The sequence below is a fragment of the Escherichia sp. 20412-1 genome, assembly GCF_003027595.1.
GTDB classification, from domain to species: domain Bacteria; phylum Pseudomonadota; class Gammaproteobacteria; order Enterobacterales; family Enterobacteriaceae; genus Escherichia; species Escherichia marmotae.
In genome coordinates this window covers 35,547-58,301 of sequence record NZ_PYQM01000016.1, presented here as the reverse complement: position 1 = coordinate 58,301, position 22,755 = coordinate 35,547, and the positions used below count along the sequence as shown (strand labels likewise).

Here is a 22,755-nt window from a genome sequence, read left to right as displayed (position 1 = left end):
ATTAAGGTAGACGCTTTATCTCTTGCGCAATAGCAGCGGCTTCCTGACTCCAGACATTAGCCAGCACTTTGACCATTTCATCGTAACCATCCTGATTTTGTACCCCTTCCAGACGGAACGGCCGTTTGATCAGTTGTCCCTGGTGATTCAATAGCCACTCGCCACTGACAATAACCTTGCCATCATAGCGGCCGTTAAACTCAGTTACGGTTACGTTGAGCGTGTCCTGGGCGCTTCCCAAAGGCTGGGAGGCAACCACCCAACCAGGCAGTTGCGTACTCAGGTTGGCGACCAGGGTGTTGCGCAACTGTTGATCTAGTGGGCTGGCCCACAGGTTGTTGTTGGCAATCACATACTTCACATCGCTGGTTTGATAAACCACGCCATTCCCCGCCAGATAGTCAGGAACTGCGACCTGCTCTACCCATAACAGGCGATTACCCTGGCTGGCGGTACTTTGCGTACCGCTCTGCATAACAGGTAACTGGTAATAGTTTTTATTGATTTCGCCGGAGCTGCATCCGGCCAGCCACAGTGCCGCGATCGTCACTAGCCACTTTTTCATTGTTTCGCCCTCTTCGGCTCTGGATCTTTTTTGTCCTTCGCTTCAAATACCAGCGCGTTGCTCTTCTCATTGAGCGTTTTCAGCACTGGTTGCAATTCACGCAAGACCTGATCAAGACGCTGCATATCCGCCACCATCTTGTTGTAAGCTGCGGAGCCAGGCTGGAAGCCCTGCATACTGCGATTCAGCTCACGCAACGTTGACTGCATATCCGTCGGCAACTGCTGCATCGACTGGCTGGCCAGAATCTTGTTCATACTATCCAGCGTAGTTTGCAGGTTTTTCATCGTGCGCTGGCTTTCCGACAGCGTGCTGGTCGCCTGCTCAATCATCGGATTCAACGGAAGTTTGTTGATCTTATCCAACGCCTCCATCAGACGCTGCTGGATTTGCGCCAGGCCGCCGCTAACGGTCGGGATAATCTGATAACCATTAAACTCTCGGATCCCGGTTATCGCTGGCGTATTCGGGTAGAAATCGAGATCAACATAGAGTGCGCCAGTAACCAGATTTCCGGTTTTCAGCGATCCACGTAAACCACGCTTCAACAACTCTCCAAGATGCTTAACGACATCCGCATTTTCGCCAAGCTGCATTTTCAGTCGTTCCGGTTCAATGCGAATGAGTACCGGAATACGGTAATCATCATTAAATGTCTGACGCATATTCGGCGCAAAGAAAGGCACCTTACTTACTGTACCCAGGCGAATACCACGGAATTCCACTGGTGCGCCAGGCTGCAGGCCGCGTACCGAATCTTTAAAGAACATCAGATAATCAATGTGATCGGTGTACAGCGAATCCTGAATGCTCTTCTGATCGTCATACAAAACGAATGCTGTTTTCGGTGCAACAGGCTGCCCTAAATCCAGCCCTTCAGGCACGTCAAAGCTGACGCCGCCGCTGAGTAGCGTTGTCAACGACCCCATCTCCACGCGCATTCCCGCCGACGTGAGATCAACCGCAATGCCACTGTCCTTCCAGAAACGAACATTGCTGGTCACCAGTCGGTCGTAAGGCGCGTTAACAAAGAGCTGGTAACTAATATTACGTTTTTGGGTATCAAACGTGCTGGTTTCCACCGAGCCAACCCGAAAGCCGCGGAATAACACCGGATCCCCCGGAGAAAGTTGCCCGGCTTTTTTACTGTCGAGTATCACCCGGATCCCTTTCGCATCCGGCGGAGCCAGCGGTGGTGAATCAAGCAAATCGTATCTCGTCTGCTTGCCCCCTTTAGCCCCAGGCTGCAGCTCAATATAAACCCCTGACAGCAGAGTCCCCAGGCCGCTAATGCCCTCGCGACCAATCTGCGGTTTTACTACCCAAAAAACGGTATCTTTATGCAGCAGTTTTTCCATACCTGCGTTCAAACGCGCTTTGATTTCAACGTGCGTCAAATCATCAGCCAGTGTGGCGCTTTCAACCACGCCGACATCAACACTACGGCTTTTAATAGTGGTCTTGCCACCTTCTATCCCTTCCGCATTCGCGGTGATCAGGGTCACTTCCGGCCCCTGATGGCTGTAATGATAAAAAAGAACCCACGCTCCTATAAGCGCCGTGACGATAGGAAATATCCACACGGGAGACCAGTTCTTCACTTTCTGGATTTTGGCTTCCCCATTATTAGATTCCATACTGTCAGGACTCCTCATGCTCTGGTTCAGGTTGACGATCCCACGACAAACGCGGGTCAAACGTCATCGCAGAAAACATTGTCATAATGACGACTAAAGCAAACATTAATGCACCCATTGCCGGATAAATACTCATTAAACCTCCCATACGCACCAGCGCCGAGAGCACCGCAATCACGAAAACGTCAATCATTGACCAGCGGCCTACAAACTCAACAACTTCGTAAATCAAATGCATTCTTTCGCTGTCACGCTTGCCGTGTCCTTTGGCATCCCAGCACAACCAGCCAATGGCGATCATTTTTAAGGTCGGAACCATGATACTGGCCAAAAAGATAACCGCAGCGACCGGATAAGAACCTTCGCTCCACAGCAAGATCACCCCGGCGAGAATAGTCGACGGCATCTTTGAACCTAAAAAATCGGTCACCATGATGGGCAAGATATTGGCAGGGAGATACAGCATGATCGACGTAACGAGCAACGCCAGCGTCCATTGCAGACTGTTTTTACGTCGAACATACCCTTTGGTGCTACAGCGTGGGCACACCGGTTCATCGGCAGGAAGGATTGCTGTGCAACAAGAACAGGAGCGCAGCCCCTGGTTAATACCTGTCACCCCCGGTTTCAGCGGCTGATTCAGCGCAGGCATAGGAGCAATATCATCCCATAACCAACGGCGATCGACACACTGAAAGGCACGCAACTGAAGCACGCAGAACAAACACCAGGGAATAAAACTGCTGCCTACGCCAATGCTGCCATAAGCCATCAGTTTAACGAAACTCACCAGTACACCAGCGAGGAAAATCTCCGCCATTCCCCAGGTTTTAAGTTGAAAAAGCACCCGTCCTAAGTGCTCTTTCAGGCGAACTGGCAATTCCGCGCGGTTGACCAATAACAAAATAGTTATCAGGCAAAACGCAGGAACCAGTTGCACAAACAACAGAAAGAAAGTGCCAAGGCTGGCATAGTTTTCGGAAAACAACACGCCAGGAATTTCCAGCAACGTAATTTCGCTGGTTACCCCGGCGACGTTCATTTTCACAAAAGGAAACAGGTTGGACAGCAACAGCATAAACAGTGCAGCCAACGCGTATGCTGTGGGGCGCTGACGTGGGGCATCCCACGCAACAGTTAACGTCGTGCCACACCGGGGACATGCCGCTTTCTGACCATGCTCAAGGTGGGGTAACGCCACCAGCATGTCACACTGCGGGCACAAAATATGCTTCGCGGCATGATGATGTTCGCACATTGGTACTCCTTAATGATGCGCTATTTTACAGATTGCTGACAAAGTATTCGTTTATCATGCCGGATGCGGCGCGAGCGCCTTTTCCGGCATGATAAATTGTACAAATCCAATAAATTGAGGTTTCCCTCATGCCTGATAAGCGTAGCGCATCAGGCAATTTATCTTTGTCATCAGCCTCTATATCAAACAACTGTTTTGCGATCAGCCACCATTTTTCAGCGCTTCAAGATACTCCCAACGCTCAAAAGCTTGTTCCAGCTCCTGCTCAGCAGCAGCCAGATTGGCAAGCACTTTTTGCGTATGTTCATGAGACTGACTGAAGAAGGAGGCATCTGCCACCTGTGCCTGTAAGGCTTCCAGCTTTGCTTCCAGCTCTTCAAGTAATTGCGGGAGCTGTTCCAGTTCGCGCTGCAGTTTATAGCTTAGTTTGCTCGTGCTGCGTTTTACAGTTTCTGCTTTTGGCACAGGCACTTCTTCGGTTTTCTTCACCGCTGGTTGCTTAAGCGCCACATACTGTTCTTGCTGACCGCGAGCGTCGTGATAACCGCCAACATAACGACCGATTTTACCTTCACCTTCAAAGATCCAGCATTCTGTTACGGTGTTATCGACAAACTGACGATCGTGGCTCACCAGCAACACCGTGCCCTGGTAGCTGTCGATGAGTTCTTCAAGCAGTTCCAGCGTTTCGACGTCAAGGTCGTTGGTCGGTTCATCAAGGATCAGTAAGTTACTTGGTTTGAGGAACAGACGCGCCAGCAGCAGACGGTTACGCTCCCCACCAGAAAGTGCACGTACCGGCGTCATCGCCCGTTTCGGATGGAACAGGAAGTCCTGCAAATAGCCCAGTACGTGGCGTGGTTTACCGTTAACCATCACCTCTTGCTTACCTTCTGCCAGGTTATCCATCACCGTTTTATCGGGATCGAGTTCCGCACGATGCTGATCGAAATAAGCCACCTCCAGTTTCGTCCCGACATGGATGCGCCCGCTGTCTGGCTGAAGTTGCCCCAGCATCAGTTTTAACAACGTGGTTTTTCCGCAACCATTCGGGCCAATCAACGCAATTTTGTCGCCACGTTGCACCTGAGCGGAAAAATCTTTCACCAGTTGTTTGCCCTCAACCTGATAGCAAACATCTTCTATTTCAAAGACGATTTTACCGGAGCGGCTGGCCTCTTCGACCTGCATCTTCGCTGTGCCCATTACCTCGCGGCGCTGGCTACGTTCACGACGCATCGCTTTCAGGGCACGTACACGACCTTCATTACGGGTACGACGCGCTTTGATCCCCTGACGGATCCACACCTCTTCCTGTGCCAGTTTGCGATCAAACTCAGCATTTTGTAGTTCTTCAACGCGCAGAGCTTCTTCTTTTTCCAGTAAATACTGGTCGTAATTCCCAGGATAGGTCACCAGCTTACCGCGATCGAGGTCGACAATACGCGTCGCCATATTGCGAATAAATGAACGATCGTGGGAGATAAAAATTATCGTCCCGTTGAATGTTTTGAGGAAACCTTCCAACCAGTCGATAGTTTCGATATCCAGATGGTTGGTCGGTTCGTCGAGCAGTAACACGCGCGGATTGCTAACCAGCGCACGTCCTAATGCCGCTTTACGCAACCAACCGCCAGAAAGCGACGACAGCGCAGCATTGGGATCTAATCCCAATTGTGCCAGTACTTCGTTGATGCGGTTTTCCAGTTGCCACAGGTTATGGTGATCAAGCTGTTCCTGAACTTTCGCCAGTTCGTTAAGATTTTTCTCGCTCGGGTCATTCATCACCAGGCGTGAAATATCGTGGTAGCGTTTCAGGTATTCCGCTTGTTCTTCAATACCTTCAGCGACGAAATCATAAACGCTTCCCTCAACGTTACGCGGCGGATCTTGTTGCAGACGAGCAACGATTAAATCTTGCTCGTAAATAATGCGACCGTCATCCAGCCCCTGTTCACGGTTGAGGATCTTCATTAACGTCGATTTGCCCGCGCCATTACGGCCCACCAGACAAACACGTTCGTTATCTTCGATATGCAGCTCTGCATTATCGAGAAGTGGCGCGTCGCTGAACGACAGCCATGCGCCATGCATACTGATTAATGACATTACTATTCCTTTCAGGCTGCGGTAATCAGCCAGCAGTTGTGGATCTGGCGGTTACGGGCAAAATCCTGGGAAAGTGTTTTTTGCGTAATTTCTTGTGCTTTCAGCCCCAGTTTTGCCAGTCCGTCGAGATCCATACGAAAACCGCGTTTGTTGTTTGAGAACATAATCGTCCCCCCTGCGCGCAGCAGACGCTTCAGATCTTTCATCAGCGCCAGATGATCGCGCTGAACATCAAACGCATCTTCCATTCGTTTTGAGTTAGAGAAGGTTGGCGGATCGATAAAGATTAGATCGAACTGCTCATTAGCCTCACGCAGCCACGCCAGGCAATCGGCCTGAATCAGTCGATGCGCACGGCCAGTTAAGCCATTCAGACGCAGGTTGCGTTCTGCCCACTCCAGATACGTACGCGACATATCCACCGTAGTGGTGCTGCGTGCGCCGCCTAATCCCGCATGCACGGTGGCGCTACCGGTATAGGAGAAGAGGTTGAGGAAATCTTTGCCTTTGCTCATTTGACCGAGCATACGGCGTGCGATGCGGTGATCGAGGAACAGACCAGTATCGAGGTAATCCGTCAGATTCACCCATAAGTGAGCGTTGTATTCAGTGACTTCAAGAAACTCGCCTTTTTCGCCCAGTTTCTGATACTGATTTTTACCCTTCTGCCGTTCACGGGTTTTCAGCACCAGTTTGTTTGGCGCAATCCCCAATACCGAAATGGTCGCGGCGATAATATCGAACAGGCGCTGACGCGCTTTGTGCGCATCAATCGTTTTCGGCGGCGCATACTCCTGCACCACCACCCAGTCAGCATAGCGGTCAACGGCAACGTTGTATTCCGGCAAATCGGCGTCATACAGGCGATAACATTCAATCCCTTCCTGGCGTGCCCACTTCTCGAACTTTTTCAGGTTCTTACGCAGACGGTTAGCGTAATCTTCCGCCACCATCGCTGGTTTGCTGTCCGGAGTACTTTCGGCAACGTGGTAATTTTTCTGCACGCAGTCCAGCGGTCCGTTTTTCGCTTTGTACTGTTTGTCTGCGCGCAGTTGCAGGCAACTTAACAGATCCGGCGAAGCGCTGAATAAAGAGAGATTCCAGCCACCAAACTGGTTTTTCATGGTTCGACCCAGCAGGCTATGTAGCGCAATCAGCGCCGGTTCGCTGTCCAGACGTTCACCATATGGCGGGTTGCTCAGTACTGTACCGTACGGCCCTTTTGGCAGCGGATTGGTCAGTTGCGCGACATCCTTCACTTCAAAAGTAATCAGTTCGCCAATACCGGCGAGGCGGGCGTTAGTGCGTGCGCGTTGAATCACCCGCGCATCGCTGTCGGAACCGTAAAAATGAGAGCTGTATTCCGCCAGACCTTTACGGGCACGGGTCTGTGCTTCAGCTTTTACTTCCTGCCAGATGGCTTCGTCGTGCTGCGCCCAGCCGCTAAATCCCCAACGCCCACGGTGCAAGCCCGGTGCGCGATCGGTCGCCAGCATCGCCGCTTCAATCAGCAACGTACCGGAACCACACATCGGATCGAGCAGTGGTGTTCCCGGCTGCCAGCCGGAACGCATTACAATAGCCGCCGCCAGGGTTTCTTTGATTGGCGCAATACCCGCACGATCGCGATAGCCACGCAGATGTAAACCGTCACCGCTTAAGTCGAGAGCAATGCTGGCGGTTTCTTTATTCAGCCAGACGTTAACGCGGATATCCGGCGTATCGCGATCAACATTCGGACGCGGCAGATTCTTACGCGTGAAAGCATCAACGATGGCATCTTTCACTTTCATCGCGCCATACTGGTTGTTACGGATGGTGTCATTCAAGCCGCTGAAGTGAACAGCGAAGGTCGCGCCTGGATTAAACATCTCTGTCCAGTTGATCGCCTGAACACCGAGATAGAGGTCTAAATCGCTGTAAACCTTGCACTCGCTCAGCGGCAACATAATACGCGAGGCCAGGCGGCTCCACATCAGGCTCTGGTAAACAAGCCGCGTGTCGCCCTTGAAATGGACCCCACCCTGAACCACCTGGCATTCAACGGCCCCCAGGTTTTCCAGTTCAGTTTTTAACAGCTCTTCCAGCCCACGGGCCGTACTGGCAAACAGAGAATTCATATCGTCACTTTTACTCTAAGAGCCTACCGCAGTAGGCGTAATTGTTGCAGTCAGTCAGGAGATGGGCAGCGCGGAGAAACCGGTGCGTACACGTAGTACCTAATGATTTCGGGCGCAGCCCAGGGCCGAACTGACAAATAAAATAGCCTATTGGTATAGGCTCTAAGAAAATTGTTGCGCATTATAGCTAATAAGTGCGTCATGTCATAAAGTTGAGGGCTTATTTTCATTTGAGGACCGCTCCGTGGCGACATTAACCCGGCTTTTTATTCATCCTGTTAAATCCATGCGCGGCATTGGTCTGACACACGCTCTTGCAGATATCAGCGGGCTGGCCTTCGATCGAATTTTTATGCTGACAGAACCCGACGGCACATTTATTACCGCCCGTCAGTTTCCACAGATGGTGCGCTTTACCCCCTCTCCCGTTCATGACGGTCTGCATCTCACTGCGCCCGATGGCAGCAGCGCGTGGGTACGCTTTGCCGATTTCGCCGTACAGGACGCACCAACGGAAGTGTGGGGCAACCATTTTACTGCACGTATTGCTCCAGCCTCGATCAACACATGGTTAAGTGGATTTTTCTCCCGCGAAGTGCAGTTGCGCTGGGTGGGGCCGCAGATGACGCGGCGCGTAAAACGCCACAACACTGTACCCCTGTCATTCGCTGATGGCTATCCGTATCTACTCGCAAATGAATCCTCATTACGTGATGTACAGCAACGCTGTCCGGCAAGCGTCAGAATGGAACAATTCCGCCCCAATCTGGTTGTTTCTGGCGTGCCTGCGTGGGAAGAAGACACCTGGAAAGTGATTCGTATTGGCGATGTGGTGTTCGATGTGGTGAAGCCATGTAGCCGTTGTATTTTCACCACCGTTAGCCCGGAAAAAGGGCGAAAGCATCCGGCTGGCGAACCATTAAAAACGTTGCAATCTTTCCGTACTGCCCAGGATAACGGCGATGTCGATTTCGGTCAGAACCTGATTGCCCGCAACAGCGGTGTTATTCGTGTTGGCGATGAAGTGGAAATTCTGGCAACGGCACCGGCAAAAGCCTACGGCGCAGCCGCAGCGGACGACACTTTCCCAGCGACACAACAAGCGGACGCAAATGTAGATATCGACTGGCAAGGGCAGGCATTTCGCGGTAATAACCAACAGGTATTACTGGAACAATTAGAAAATCAAGGGATTCGTATTCCCTATTCTTGCCGTGCTGGCATCTGCGGAAGTTGTCGTATCCAGCTTCTGGAAGGCGAAGTCACCCCGCTGAAAAAATCAGCTATGAGCGACGACGGAACAATTCTTTGCTGTAGTTGTGTGCCGAAGAGTGCATTGAAACTGAAAGGTTAAACGGCTTGTTCAAGGCTGACGCTGTCATAACTCACGTGCGGTCTCAGCCTGTCATTCATAATTTTGATAGCGTCACCCAGTTGCATGGCGCGCCCGGCGATGACGACGCAAGGCTGTGCCAGCAGGCACAGTGCAGCATTTTCGCCAGATTCAATAACCAGTAAATTGACTTGCTCATTGGTGTCGCTTAACCAGACACAGGCTGCATCACCCGATACTGGTGCCCACATTTCGCCATGAGAAACAAAATGCCAGCTTTTCGGCATTTGCGGTTTGAGGTAACGAATCGCCACCAGCGCATTAAGCACCAGTTCGGCTTTTTGTTCTTTTGATAAGTTAAGGTCGCGGCATTTTTCTTCAAACGTGAAATAGAGCGCGGCGTCATCAACGCAAAATCCCGCAGGAGAAAAAGCATCCGGTGTCAGCATTTTACGAGCAAAACGTGAGCGAAATAGCATACCATTGGCTAAATCAAGCATCATTCGATCATGCTCTTCATCGTAATACCAACGCCAGTTATCATCTGGTTTAATTCGCATATGCCTCTCCTCTACCCTATAAATCTACCGCAACACATTCCATTGTCGCTTTGCTTAATAACCTCAACAAGAAAAGTACAAAATATCTAAATAAGTAACAGGAATGAATATAAAACAACCAGGGCTGAAAATAAAGCCCTGATTATCTTATAAAGAAAAAATGAAAGAAATAATTAGATATGGGTAATGATTTCTTTAATCAGCGGCGGGCCTTTAAAAATAAAACCAGAATAAATTTGCACCAGTGATGCACCCGCAGCAATCTTCTCACGGGCGGCGATGACCGAGTCAATACCACCAACACCAATGATTGGTAAACGGCCGTTTAATTCCTGCGACAAGCGGCGAATAATTTCTGTACTCTTTAATTGTAACGGGCGACCACTTAAACCACCGGTTTGCTCGCAATTTTTCATTCCCTGAACTAAAGAACGATCGAGGGTGGTATTAGTCGCAATAACACCATCAATATTATGGCGAACCAAACTATCGGCCACCTGGATCAACTCCTCTTCAGAAAGATCCGGCGCGATCTTCACTGCAATTGGCACATATTTATGGTGGATCGCCTGTAAATCATTTTGCTTATTTTTAATTGCAGTTAATAAATCATCCAGTGCTTCGCCATATTGTAAAGTGCGTAATCCTGGGGTGTTTGGCGATGAAATATTGATGGCAATATATCCCGCATAGGCGTAGATTTTTTCCATACAAATCAGATAGTCATCTTTACCCTGCTCTACCGGCGTATCTTTATTTTTGCCGATGTTAATTCCCAGAACACCGTCATAATGGGCTTTTTTAACGTTCTCAACGAGATTATCAACGCCGAGGTTATTAAAGCCCATACGGTTGATCAAACCTTCCGCATCCACCAGGCGAAAGAGACGAGGCTTATCGTTTCCTGGCTGTGGACGCGGGGTGACAGTACCGATCTCGATCGATCCAAATCCCATTGCACCTAAAGCGTCAATACACTCCCCGTCTTTATCAAGACCGGCAGCCAGACCAAGCTGGTTTTTAAAGGTCAGTCCCATGCAGTTAACCGGTTTCGCTGGAACGTTCTGCCGAACAAGTGCTTCAAACGGCGTTCCGGTAATGCGGCGTAATTGCTGAAAAGTAAATTCATGAGCGCGCTCAGGATCGAGCTGGAAAAGGGCTTTACGAACGAAGGGGTAGTACATGAACTCTCCTGGATTCCCGGTGTGCAAACCGGGGGCGTATTATGTGCGAGTTCAGCCAAAAAGGGAATTGACCTGCGGCAATAAATAGCAAACGTTTTCTTATTGCGCCTTTTTTATGCTTTTTTTGGCTTTCCTTCACCAGATAAATCATTTCGACTCACCAGCTCCCTCTGTCAGACTGACCCAATTGTTATCAATGTTAACGAAATAAGAACAATTAGTTATAAGGAGAGAGTATGCGTGTCATTACCCTGGCTGGAAGTCCTCGCTTTCCTTCTCGCTCCAGTTCCTTACTGGAATATGCGCGAGAAAAGCTGAATAGCCTGGATGTGGAGGTTTATCACTGGAATCTGCAAAACTTCGCCCCGGAAGATTTGCTCTATGCACGTTTCGACAGCCCGGCTCTGAAAACTTTCACTGCACAACTGCAAGAGGCTGACGGGCTGATTGTCGCGACCCCCGTCTACAAAGCGGCTTATTCCGGGGCGTTAAAAACCCTTCTCGACCTGCTACCTGAACGCGCACTGCAAGGCAAAGTGGTTTTACCACTGGCAACAGGCGGCACAGTGGCTCATCTATTGGCGGTCGATTACGCACTCAAACCGGTACTAAGCGCTTTAAAAGCGCAGGAGATCCTGCACGGTGTGTTTGCCGATGACTCGCAGGTGATTGATTTCCAGCATAAACCGCAATTCACGCCGAATCTGCAATCCCGTCTTGATGTCGCACTCGAAGCCTTCTGGCAGGCGTTGCACCGTCGTGATGTCCAGGTTCCTGATCTTTTCTCTCTACGAGGAAACGCCCATGCGTAACATATTTAAACTGGCGCTGGCGGGATTACTTAGCGTCACTACGCTCGCGGTTGCTGCGGAGTCTTCGCCTGAAGCGTTACGGATAGGTTATCAGAAAGGCAGCATCAGCATGGTGCTGGCAAAAAGCCATCAACTCCTGGAAAAACGCTATCCGCAAACAAAAATTTCATGGGTGGAATTTCCTGCGGGTCCGCAGATGCTGGAAGCACTCAACATCGGCAGTATTGATCTTGGCAGCACGGGCGACATTCCACCTATCTTTGCCCAAGTTGCTGGTGCGGATTTGGTATACGTCGGTGTCGAGCCGCCAAAACCAAAAGCCGAAGTCATTCTGGTGCCAGAAAACAGTCCCATAAAAACCGTGGCTGAACTGAAGGGCCACAAAGTCGCATTTCAGAAAGGTTCCAGTTCGCACAACCTGTTACTACGCGCACTGCAACAGACCGGGCTTAAATTCACCGATATCCAGCCCACTTACCTGACACCTGCTGATGCCCGCGCGGCCTTCCAGCAAGGTAACGTAGATGCCTGGGCCATCTGGGATCCTTACTACTCTGCTGCATTATTACAGGGTGGTGTGCGGGTATTAAAAGATGGTACTGGTCTGAATCAGACCGGGTCGTTTTATCTGGCGGCCCGCCCCTATGCAGAAAAAAACGGTGCCTTTATTCAGGGCGTACTGGAGACCTTTAGCCAGGCCGATGCGTTAACCCACAGCCAGCGCGAGCAAAGTATCACCTTGCTGGCAAAAACGATGGGCTTACCGGCACCGGTAATAGCCTCTTATCTTGGCCACCGTCCTCCCACCACCATCAAACCAGTGAGTGCCGAGGTTGCCGCTTTACAGCAACATACTGCCGACCTGTTTTATGAAAATCATCTGCTGCCGAAAAAAGTCGATATTCGCCAGCGCATCTGGCACCCCACTCAACTGGAAGGAAAACAATTATGAGTCTGAATATATTCTGGTTTTTACCTACGCACGGTGACGGTCATTATCTGGGAACGGAAACAGAGTCTCGTCCGGTTGATCACGGTTATCTGCAACAGATCGCGCAAGCGGCGGATCGTCTTGGCTATACCGGCGTGCTGATCCCTACGGGCCGTTCCTGCGAAGATGCGTGGCTGGTGGCGGCGTCGATGATCCCGGTTACGCAAAGGCTGAAGTTTCTTGTCGCCCTGCGCCCTGGTGTAACGTCACCTACCGTTGCCGCCCGCCAGGCCGCCACGCTCGACCGTCTGTCGAATGGCCGTGCGTTGTTTAACCTGGTAACAGGCAGCGATCCACAAGAACTGGCGGGAGACGGCGTGTTCCTCGACCACAGCGAGCGTTACGCAGCCTCGGCGGAATTTACTCAGGTCTGGCGACGTTTATTGCAGGGAGAAACTGTCGATTTCAACGGTAAGCATATTCATGTGCGCGGGGCAAAACTACTCTTTGCACCGATTCAACAACCGTATCCTCCGCTTTACTTTGGCGGATCGTCAGACGTCGCCCAGGATCTGGCCGCAGAACAAGTTGATCTTTATCTCACCTGGGGCGAGCCGCCAGCACTGGTAAAAGAGAAGATCGAGCAAGTGCGGGCAAAAGCGGCCGCACATGGTCGCAAAATTCGTTTCGGTATTCGCCTCCATGTGATTGTCCGCGAAACCAACGACGAAGCGTGGCAGGCCGCAGAACGGTTAATCTCCCATCTTGATGATGACACCATCGCCAGAGCACAGGCTGCATTTGCCCGCACGGATTCCGTGGGGCAACAGCGAATGGCTGCGTTACATAACGGCAAGCGCGACAACCTGGAGATCAGCCCCAATTTATGGGCAGGCGTTGGTCTGGTACGCGGCGGTGCGGGGACGGCGCTGGTAGGCGATGGTCCGACAGTCGCCGCACGAATCAACGAATACGCCGCGCTTGGCATCGACAGTTTTGTCCTCTCAGGATATCCACATCTGGAAGAAGCGTATCGGGTTGGCGAATTACTGTTCCCACATCTGGATGTTGCCATTCCACAGATTCCCCAACCACAGCCATTGAACCTGCAAGGCGAAGCGGTAGCGAATGAGTTCATCCCACGTAATGTCGCGCAAAGCTAAGGAAGAAAATGATGGCAACGCCAGTGAAGAAGTGGTTATTGCGCGTTGCCCCCTGGTTTTTACCGGTGGGCATCGTGGCGGTGTGGCAACTGGCCTCCTCGGTTGGCTGGCTGTCGACGCGTATTTTGCCCTCTCCGGAAGGAGTGGTGGCCGCGTTCTGGACGCTCTCGGCCAGCGGTGAGCTTTGGCAGCATCTGGCGATCAGCTCCTGGCGGGCGCTGATTGGTTTTTCGATTGGCGGATCGCTGGGGTTGATTCTGGGATTGGTTAGCGGCCTGTCGCGCTGGGGAGAACGGTTGCTGGACAGCTCAATTCAAATGTTGCGCAACGTGCCGCATCTGGCGCTGATCCCGCTGGTGATTTTGTGGTTTGGCATTGATGAGTCTGCAAAAATTTTCCTGGTAGCGCTCGGCACGCTGTTCCCCATTTATATCAATACCTGGCACGGCATCCGTAATATCGATCGCAGGCTGGTGGAGATGGCGCGTAGCTATGGCTTATCCGGCTTGCCGCTGTTTGTGCATGTGATCCTGCCTGGTGCCCTGCCCTCAATTATGGTCGGCGTGCGTTTTGCGTTGGGCCTGATGTGGCTGACGCTGATTGTTGCCGAAACCATCTCTGCCAATTCTGGCATTGGTTATCTGGCGATGAATGCGCGGGAGTTTCTGCAAACGGATGTCGTCGTCGTCGCCATTATTCTCTACGCCCTGCTCGGCAAACTTGCTGACATTAGCGCCCAATTGCTAGAGCGTCTCTGGTTGCGCTGGAACCCGGCTTATCATCTGAAGGAGGCCACGGCATGAATACTGCCCGTCTGAACCAGGGTACACCACTGCTACTTAATGCGGTGAGCAAACATTACGCAGAAAATATCGTGCTGAATCAACTGGATTTGCATATTCCGGCAGGTCAGTTTGTGGCTGTTGTTGGTCGTAGCGGCGGCGGTAAAAGTACTCTGCTGCGTCTGCTGGCGGGGCTGGAAACACCAACCGCAGGTGATGTACTGGCGGGTATAACACCGCTGGCCGAGATTCAGGATGATACGCGGATGATGTTTCAGGATGCGCGTCTGCTGCCATGGAAATCGGTGATTGATAACGTTGGGTTAGGTCTTAAAGGCCAATGGCGCGATGCGGCGCATCAGGCACTGGCTGCGGTAGGGCTGGAAAATCGTGCCGGGGAATGGCCTGCCGCACTTTCTGGCGGGCAGAAACAGCGTGTGGCGCTGGCAAGAGCGTTGATTCATCGTCCGGGTTTATTGTTGCTCGATGAACCGCTGGGCGCACTGGACGCCTTAACGCGACTGGAGATGCAGGATTTAATTGTGTCACTTTGGCAGGAGCACGGCTTTACCGTCTTGCTGGTGACGCATGATGTGAGCGAAGCGGTAGCGATGGCTGACCGGGTGCTGTTGATTGAAGAGGGAAAGATTGGCCTGGATTTGGCGGTGGATATTCCTCGCCCGCGCCGATTAGGGTCGGTACGGTTAGCGGAACTGGAAGCGGAAGTGTTACAGCGGGTGATGCAGCGAGGGCATTCTGAACAACCAGTTCGGCGTCATGGTTAACATGCCAGATGCGGCGTGAACGCCTTATCAGCCTACAAAACCAACAATTCCAACGGGTTTGTAGGCCTGATAAGACGCGCCAGCGTCGCATCAGGCACTTTTGTATTAAGCCAGTGCTTTGGTGATCTTCTCGTAAAGATCGCCAGAGAGATTATCCAACCCTTTCAATTGTTCCAGCGCCGCACGCATTTTCTCCTGACGTTTGACATCGTAACGTTTCAGGCGAATCAGCGGCTCAATCAAACGTGAAGCCACCTGCGGATTACGGCGGTTCAGATCGGTGAGCATTTCCACCAGGAACTGGTAACCACTGCCATCTTCAGCATGGAACGCTGCCAGGTTGCTGCCTGCAAACGCACCAATCAACGAACGAATACGGTTCGGGTTGCTCATGGTGAATGAGCGATGCTGTAACAGACCACGCACCGTCTCCAGCACATTCGCCGCTGGACTGGTGGCTTGCAGGATAAACCATTTATCCATCACCAGACCGTCCTGATGCCACCTGTCGTCGTACTCCTGCATCAACGCGTCACGGCACGGTAACTGCGCAGCAACCGCCGCCGAAAGTGCCGCCAGCGAATCGGTCATATTGTTCGCTTTATGGAACTGCTTACTCACTAACACGTCAGCCAGATGCGTTTCACCAAAGGCGAGGAAGCGCAGGCAGGCATTACGCAGAGTACGTTTCGCAATGTCTTCATGTTCAACACGATACTCACTCTGGTGATTGGCGTTATAGATAGCCAACAATTCATCCGCCAGTTCAGTCGCCAGTGTACGGGTGAGTGCTTCGCGAACTTCGGCAATGGCAATCGGATCGATGATATCGAATAGTTCCGCCATTTCATTGACAGAAGGCAGTGTCAGGATTTCTGCCGCCAGCGCCGGGTCGATCTTCTCATCGAGCAGCACAGCGCGGAAAGCATCTGCAACATGTGCTGGCAGCGATAACGGCTGCCCTTGTTGATGGCGAGCGACATTCAGTTTGATGTACGTTGCCAGCAGACTTTGCGCCGCATCCCAGCGGGAAAAATCATTGCGCGCATGACGCATCAGGAAGGTCAGTTGCTGATCGCTCCATTTATATTCCAGTTTCACCGGCGCGGAAAATTCACACAGCAGCGCAGGCACCGGCTGGAAGTAGACGTTATCAAAAACAAAAGTCTGTTCCGCCTGGGTGACATTCAGCACTGAATTGACCGGATGACCGTCCTTCTGCAACGAGATTACTTTGCCCTCGTTGTCATACAACTCAATAGCAAACGGAATATGCAGCGGCAGTTTTTCTGCCTGATCTGGCGTAGCTGGCGTGCGCTGACTGATGGTCAGGGTGTACTGCTCAGTTTCTGGATCGTAGTCGTCTTTAACAGTCACAATCGGCGTGCCGGACTGGCTGTACCAACGGCGGAAATGAGAGAGATCGACATTTGACGCATCTTCCATCGCCTGGACGAAATCGTCACAGGTTGCCGCACTGCCATCATGACGCTCGAAATAGAGCTGCATCCCTTTCTGGAAATTTTCTTCGCCCAGCAGGGTGTGGATCATTCGAATCACTTCTGCGCCCTTCTCGTAAACGGTCAGGGTATAGAAGTTGTTCATCTCAATGACCATGTCCGGGCGGATTGGGTGAGCCATTGGGCTGGCGTCTTCCGCAAACTGCAACCCGCGCATGGTGCGCACATTGTTGATGCGATTAACGGCGCGGGAACCCAGGTCAGAGCTGAACTCCTGATCGCGGAACACGGTTAAACCTTCTTTCAGGCTAAGCTGGAACCAGTCGCGGCAAGTCACACGGTTACCGGTCCAGTTGTGGAAATATTCATGGCCAATAACGCGTTCAATGTCGAGGTAATCTTTGTCGGTAGCAGTGTCGGTACGTGCCAGTACATATTTGGAGTTAAAGATGTTAAGACCTTTATTCTCCATTGCGCCCATGTTGAAGAAGTCCACGGCAACGATCATATAAATATCAAGGTCATACTCCAGACCAAAGCGCTCTTCATCCCACTTCATGGAATTTTTCAGCGAGGTCATCGCCCACGGCGCGCGGTCAAGGTTGCCGCGATCGACATACAACTCCAGCGCCACTTCGCGGCCAGAACGCGTGGTGAAGGTGTCGCGTAGCACATCAAAATCGCCTGCCACCAGCGCAAACAGATAGCACGGTTTCGGGAACGGGTCCTGCCACTGTACCCAGTGACGTCCGTTTTCCAACTCACCTTGCGCAACGCGGTTACCGTTAGAAAGCAGGAACGGGTATTTGGTTTTATCGGCAATAATTTTAGTCGTAAAACGCGCCAGCACGTCCGGGCGATCGAGATAGTACGTAATGTGGCGGAAACCTTCGGCTTCACACTGGGTGCAAAGCGCATCGCCTGACTGGTAAAGCCCTTCCAGTGCAGTGTTGGACGCAGGGCTAATTTCATTAACGATCTTGAGCGTAAAACGCTCCGGTAAATTACTGATGACCAGTGCGCCCTCTTCTTCTTTCCAGGCGGACCACGGCTCATCATTAATATGAATAGAGACCAGTTTAAGATCTTCGCCGTCAAGACGAAGTGGAGCATCTGATGCACCATGACGGACAGCCTGGCTGATCGCGGTAACCACCGTCTTTTGCGCGTCCAGGTCAAAGGTCAAGTCAATATCAGTAATCTGGTAATCCGGCGCACGATAATCGTGACGGTATTTGGCTTGTGGCTGTTGAGTCATAAATAACCTTTAGCATCTTTTATAGAGTCAGGTGTTCAGTCTATTCCTGTTGTATAAATCTCGCTACGCAGAATCTTCATCTTTTCAGGTACAAACGCTTTTATTGCTACATTTTTATAACATACAGAGCGCAACGCCATCGACCATAAACGTGGCATATGGTGTGATCGGGGTTCAATAAATTGCGAAACAAGGTATACTCCAGCAGTTCCTGAAGATGTTTATTGTACTAAACGCTCCCGTACGAGGACGCTACTGCGCACCTATGACACAATTCGCTTCTCCTGTTCTGCACTCGCTGCTGGATACAGATGCTTATAAGTTGCATATGCAGCAAGCCGTGTTTCATCACTATTATGATGTGCATGTCGCGGCGGAGTTTCGTTGCCGAGGTGACGATCTGCTGGGTATTTATGCCGATGCTATTCGTGAACAGGTCCAGGCGATGCAGCGTCTGCGCCTGCAGGATGATGAATATCAATGGCTCTCTGCCCTGCCTTTTTTTAAGGCCGACTACCTCAACTGGTTGCGCGAGTTCCGCTTTAACCCGGAACAGGTCACCGTCACCAACGATAACGGCAAGCTGGATATTCGTTTAAGCGGTCCGTGGCGTGAAGTCATCCTCTGGGAAGTTCCTTTGCTGGCGGTCATCAGTGAACTGGTACATCGCTACCGCTCACCGCAGGCCGACGTTGCGCAAGCCCTCGATACGCTGGAAAGCAAATTAGTCGACTTCTCGGCGTTAACTGCCGATCTCGATATGTCGCGCTTCCATCTGATGGATTTCGGCACCCGCCGACGTTTTTCCCGCGAAGTCCAGGAAACCATCGTTCAACGTTTGCAACAAGAATCCTGGTTCGTTGGCACCAGTAACTACGATCTGGCGCGTCGGCTTTCCCTCACGCCAATGGGAACTCAGGCTCACGAATGGTTCCAGGCGCATCAACAAATCAGCCCGGATCTTGCCAACAGCCAACGTGCCGCACTTGCCGCATGGCTCAATGAATATCCCGATCAACTGGGAATTGCGTTAACCGATTGCATTACTATGGACGCATTCTTGCGTGATTTCGGCGTGGAATTTGCCAGCCGCTATCAGGGGCTGCGTCATGACTCTGGCGACCCGGTAGAATGGGGCGAAAAAGCCATCGCGCATTATGAGAAGCTGGGAATCAACCCTCAGAGCAAAACGCTGGTTTTCTCTGACAATCTGGATTTACGCAAAGCGGTCGAGCTTTATCGCCACTTCTCTTCCCGTGTGCAATTAAGTTTTGGTATAGGTACACGCCTGACCTGCGATATCCCCCAAGTCAAGCCACTGAATATTGTGATTAAGCTGGTGGAGTGTAACGGTAAACCTGTGGCGAAACTTTCTGACAGTCCTGGCAAAACAATCTGCCACGACAAGGCGTTTGTTCGCGCACTTCGTAAAGCGTTCGACCTTCCGCACATTAAAAAAGCCAGTTAATATCATCAGGGAGCCATAACGGCTCCCTTTTTTACCTTTAATTCCGAAATCTTTCGCTGCATCTGCGAATTCTGCTTGTCTGATTGCGGATGCCAGGTAACATAGGTATCCCCCCATTTCACGGGTGGACAAGTGTTTATTTTTTCCGACTATTAACAGAGAGAATATTATGAGCGTTGTGCCTGTAGCCGACGTACTCCAGGGCCGCGTAGCCGTTGACAGCGAAGTCACCGTGCGCGGATGGGTACGTACCCGCCGAGATTCAAAAGCTGGCATCTCCTTCCTCGCCGTTTATGACGGTTCCTGCTTTGATCCTGTACAGGCTGTCATCAATAATTCTCTGCCCAATTACAATGAAGACGTACTGCGTCTGACCACCGGTTGCTCGGTCATTGTGACGGGTAAAGTCGTGGCGTCGCCGGGCCAGGGGCAACAATTTGAAATTCAGGCCAGCAATGTTGAAGTCGCTGGTTGGGTTGAAGATCCAGACACTTACCCGATGGCAGCAAAACGCCACAGCATTGAGTATCTGCGTGAAGTCGCTCACCTGCGTCCACGTACCAACCTGATTGGTGCCGTTGCGCGCGTTCGCCACACGCTGGCGCAGGCACTGCATCGATTCTTTAACGAACAAGGTTTCTTCTGGGTTTCTACACCGCTGATCACCGCGTCCGATACCGAAGGCGCTGGCGAAATGTTCCGTGTTTCAACACTGGATCTGGAAAACCTGCCACGTAACGATCAGGGCAAAGTTGATTTCGACAAAGATTTCTTCGGTAAAGAGTCGTTCCTGACCGTATCAGGCCAGTTAAACGGCGAGACTTATGCCTGTGCGCTGTCTAAAATTTATACCTTCGGCCCGACTTTCCGTGCAGAAAACTCCAACACCAGCCGTCACCTGGCGGAATTCTGGATGCTGGAGCCGGAAGTCGCGTTTGCTAACCTGAACGATATCGCCGGCCTGGCAGAAGCCATGCTGAAATACGTCTTTAAAGCGGTTCTCGAAGAACGTGCTGACGATATGAAATTCTTCGCTGAACGCGTGGATAAAGATGCAGTTTCACGTCTGGAGCGTTTCATTGAGGCAGACTTCGCGCAGGTGGATTATACCGACGCGGTAACCATCCTCGAAAACTGCGGTAAGAAATTTGAAAACCCTGTTTACTGGGGTGTGGATCTCTCTTCCGAGCATGAACGTTACCTGGCAGAAGAACACTTTAAAGCGCCGGTAGTCGTGAAAAACTATCCGAAAGACATTAAAGCGTTCTACATGCGCCTTAACGAAGACGGTAAAACCGTTGCAGCAATGGACGTTCTGGCTCCGGGTATCGGTGAGATCATTGGTGGTTCCCAGCGTGAAGAGCGTCTGGACGTTCTGGACGAACGTATGCTGGAGATGGGCCTGAATAAAGAAGATTACTGGTGGTATCGCGATCTGCGTCGCTACGGTACTGTTCCACATTCCGGTTTTGGTCTTGGTTTTGAACGCCTGATCGCCTACGTGACTGGCGTTCAAAACGTGCGTGACGTAATTCCGTTCCCACGCACTCCACGTAACGCCAGTTTCTAATTTAACTTTTCCGAGAGCCAGCACCCGCTGGCTCTTTTTTATCCCCTTCTGTCAAGTTATCTGTTTGTTAAGTCAATCAATCTAATTGCAACCCTGCCAAAGCAATCTTCCTGTTACGGAATGTTTCTTTGCAACATTTGCGAACAAAAAATAACCCATAGCCTTATTGCGGATTAGTCATTTCTTATCTGATAGCACAATTTTTATACTTATTATTGGCTTTCTGGATGGCTGAAAGTGTATTAGAGAGAAGTCACAGAGAGAAATCATCAGAAAGAAAATTTCTGTTTAGTTAGATTTAATATAAGTAAATCATATACATATATAAGATCCGCCATAAATATCATTAAATCCTGGTGGAAATATGACGGTGTTCACAAAGTTCCTTAAAATTAATGCTTGGTTACACATTTTTTCTTTTTGTAACTATATCTTTATCTTTGTAGCACTTTCACGGTAGCGAAACGTTAGTTTGAATGGAAAGATGCCTGCAGATACATAAAGACACCAAACTTTCATCAATAGCTCCGTAAATATTTATTGACGAAACTTATTGACGGCAGTGGCAGGTGTCATAAAAAAACCATGAGGGTAATAAATAATGATGAAGCGCAACATTCTGGCAGTGATCGTCCCTGCTCTGTTAGTAGCAGGAACTGCAAACGCTGCAGAAATCTATAACAAAGATGGCAACAAAGTAGATCTGTACGGTAAAGCTGTCGGTCTGCACTATTTTTCCAAGGGTAACGGTGAAAACAGTTACGGTGGCAATGGCGATATGACCTATGCCCGTCTTGGTTTTAAAGGGGAAACTCAAATCAATTCTGATCTGACCGGTTACGGTCAGTGGGAATACAACTTCCAGGGTAACAACTCTGAGGGTTCTGATGCCCAAAATGGCAACAAAACCCGTCTGGCGTTCGCTGGTCTGAAATTTGCTGATGCTGGCTCAATCGATTACGGTCGTAACTATGGTGTTGTTTATGACGCACTGGGTTACACCGATATGCTGCCGGAATTTGGTGGTGACACTGCATACAGCGATGACTTCTTCGTTGGTCGTGTTGGCGGCGTTGCAACTTACCGTAACTCCAACTTCTTTGGTCTGGTTGACGGCCTGAACTTCGCTGTTCAGTACCTGGGTAAAAACGAACGCGACACCGCACGTCGTTCTAACGGCGACGGTGTTGGCGGCTCCATCAGCTACGAATTCGAAGGCTTTGGTATCGTTGGTGCTTATGGTGCTGCTGACCGTACAAACTTGCAGGAAGCCCAACCTCTCGGCCAGGGTAAAAAAGCTGAACAGTGGGCTACTGGCCTGAAGTACGATGCGAACAACATCTACCTGGCAGCAAACTACGGTGAAACCCGTAACGCTACGCCGATCACCGGCGGCTTTGCTAACAAAACGCAAGATATCCTGTTAGTTGCACAATACCAGTTTGACTTCGGTCTGCGTCCGTCCATCGCTTACACCAAATCTAAAGCGAAAGACGTAGAAGGTGGTATCGGTGATGTTGATCTGGTGAACTATGTTGAAGTGGGCGCAACCTACTACTTCAACAAAAACATGTCTACCTATGTTGACTACATCATCAACCAGATCGATTCTGACAACAAACTGGGCGTAGGTTCTGACGACACAGTTGCTGTGGGTATCGTTTACCAGTTCTAATAGCAGACCTCTTTGTTAAATGCCGAAAAAACAGGACTTTGGTCCTGTTTTTTTTATGCCTTCCAGAGCAATCTCACGTCTTGCA

Annotated in this window: 17 protein-coding genes; 9 read left to right on the top strand and 8 right to left on the bottom strand. The window is 50.8% G+C overall.

Going from position 1 to position 22,755, the window contains the following annotated elements; all coding sequences use genetic code 11:
• Window position 1: 1 nt before the first annotated feature.
• The 5 genes from pqiC to rlmKL form a co-directional block, all read right to left on the bottom strand.
• Window positions 2-565, bottom strand: a complete 564-nt coding sequence (gene pqiC / locus C7B16_RS12925) for a membrane integrity-associated transporter subunit PqiC (protein WP_001516130.1) — start codon at window positions 563-565, stop codon at window positions 2-4.
• Window positions 562-2,202 (bottom strand): intermembrane transport protein PqiB, encoded by a 1,641-nt coding sequence (pqiB, locus tag C7B16_RS12920; RefSeq protein WP_000445524.1) that lies wholly within the window; start codon window positions 2,200-2,202, stop codon window positions 562-564. Before pqiB ends, pqiC begins: the two co-directional genes overlap by 4 nt.
• A gap of 4 nt (window positions 2,203-2,206) precedes the next feature.
• A complete protein-coding gene (gene pqiA, locus C7B16_RS12915; protein WP_000333137.1) occupies window positions 2,207-3,460 on the bottom strand; it encodes a membrane integrity-associated transporter subunit PqiA in 1,254 nt (417 codons plus the stop codon).
• A 201-nt stretch (window positions 3,461-3,661) separates the two neighbouring features.
• Entirely contained in the window at window positions 3,662-5,569 is a 1,908-nt protein-coding gene (locus C7B16_RS12910; protein WP_107179784.1) for an ABC transporter ATP-binding protein, read from the bottom strand.
• Between the two features lie 11 nt (window positions 5,570-5,580).
• The gene (rlmKL, locus tag C7B16_RS12905) at window positions 5,581-7,689 is read right to left on the bottom strand and encodes a bifunctional 23S rRNA (guanine(2069)-N(7))-methyltransferase RlmK/23S rRNA (guanine(2445)-N(2))-methyltransferase RlmL (RefSeq protein WP_107179783.1); all 2,109 of its coding nucleotides are present in this window, start codon (window positions 7,687-7,689) and stop codon (window positions 5,581-5,583) included.
• A gap of 244 nt (window positions 7,690-7,933) precedes the next feature.
• On the opposite strand from rlmKL, the gene C7B16_RS12900 reads away from it, so the two are divergent.
• A complete protein-coding gene (locus C7B16_RS12900) occupies window positions 7,934-9,043 on the top strand; it encodes a YcbX family protein (RefSeq protein WP_107179782.1) in 1,110 nt (369 codons plus the stop codon).
• On the opposite strand, the gene zapC is transcribed toward C7B16_RS12900, so the two are convergent.
• Window positions 9,040-9,582 carry a cell division protein ZapC gene (gene zapC / locus C7B16_RS12895; RefSeq protein ID WP_001220666.1) on the bottom strand — a complete coding sequence of 181 codons (543 nt, stop codon included), beginning with the start codon at window positions 9,580-9,582 and terminating at the stop codon, window positions 9,040-9,042. The genes C7B16_RS12900 and zapC overlap by 4 nt on opposite strands.
• 173 nt (window positions 9,583-9,755) lie before the next feature.
• The gene (gene pyrD / locus C7B16_RS12890) at window positions 9,756-10,766 is read right to left on the bottom strand and encodes a quinone-dependent dihydroorotate dehydrogenase (RefSeq protein WP_107179781.1); all 1,011 of its coding nucleotides are present in this window, start codon (window positions 10,764-10,766) and stop codon (window positions 9,756-9,758) included.
• Between the two features lie 236 nt (window positions 10,767-11,002).
• On the opposite strand from pyrD, the gene ssuE reads away from it, so the two are divergent.
• From ssuE to ssuB, 5 genes are read left to right on the top strand one after another with little or no spacing between them, the layout of a single operon-like run.
• Complete coding sequence (gene ssuE / locus C7B16_RS12880) at window positions 11,003-11,578, top strand: NADPH-dependent FMN reductase (RefSeq protein WP_001516126.1); 576 nt, start codon at window positions 11,003-11,005, stop codon at window positions 11,576-11,578.
• Window positions 11,571-12,530: a sulfonate ABC transporter substrate-binding protein gene (locus C7B16_RS12875; RefSeq protein ID WP_107179780.1), complete on the top strand. Its 960-nt coding sequence runs from the start codon at window positions 11,571-11,573 to the stop codon at window positions 12,528-12,530. The genes ssuE and C7B16_RS12875 overlap by 8 nt, the downstream gene beginning before the upstream one ends.
• Window positions 12,527-13,672: an FMNH2-dependent alkanesulfonate monooxygenase gene (gene ssuD, locus C7B16_RS12870; RefSeq protein ID WP_001516124.1), complete on the top strand. Its 1,146-nt coding sequence runs from the start codon at window positions 12,527-12,529 to the stop codon at window positions 13,670-13,672. The genes C7B16_RS12875 and ssuD overlap by 4 nt, the downstream gene beginning before the upstream one ends.
• 11 nt (window positions 13,673-13,683) lie before the next feature.
• Window positions 13,684-14,475, top strand: a complete 792-nt coding sequence (gene ssuC / locus C7B16_RS12865; RefSeq protein WP_107179779.1) for an aliphatic sulfonate ABC transporter permease SsuC — start codon at window positions 13,684-13,686, stop codon at window positions 14,473-14,475.
• Complete coding sequence (gene ssuB / locus C7B16_RS12860; RefSeq protein ID WP_107179778.1) at window positions 14,472-15,239, top strand: aliphatic sulfonates ABC transporter ATP-binding protein; 768 nt, start codon at window positions 14,472-14,474, stop codon at window positions 15,237-15,239. Before ssuC ends, ssuB begins: the two co-directional genes overlap by 4 nt.
• A gap of 105 nt (window positions 15,240-15,344) precedes the next feature.
• Here the strand turns inward: ssuB and pepN are convergent, their stop codons facing one another.
• On the bottom strand, window positions 15,345-17,957 hold the full coding sequence (pepN, locus tag C7B16_RS12855; protein ID WP_107179777.1) for an aminopeptidase N: 2,613 nt from the start codon (window positions 17,955-17,957) through the stop codon (window positions 15,345-15,347).
• 265 nt (window positions 17,958-18,222) lie between these two features.
• Here pepN and pncB point away from each other — a divergent pair, with 265 nt between their 5' ends.
• From pncB to ompF, 3 genes are all read left to right on the top strand, one after another.
• On the top strand, window positions 18,223-19,425 hold the full coding sequence (gene pncB / locus C7B16_RS12850; RefSeq protein ID WP_010376903.1) for a nicotinate phosphoribosyltransferase: 1,203 nt from the start codon (window positions 18,223-18,225) through the stop codon (window positions 19,423-19,425).
• 169 nt (window positions 19,426-19,594) lie between these two features.
• Window positions 19,595-20,995: an asparagine--tRNA ligase gene (gene asnS, locus C7B16_RS12845; protein WP_000117892.1), complete on the top strand. Its 1,401-nt coding sequence runs from the start codon at window positions 19,595-19,597 to the stop codon at window positions 20,993-20,995.
• A gap of 601 nt (window positions 20,996-21,596) precedes the next feature.
• Window positions 21,597-22,670: a porin OmpF gene (gene ompF / locus C7B16_RS12840; protein WP_000977929.1), complete on the top strand. Its 1,074-nt coding sequence runs from the start codon at window positions 21,597-21,599 to the stop codon at window positions 22,668-22,670.
• Window positions 22,671-22,755: the final 85 nt, after the last annotated feature.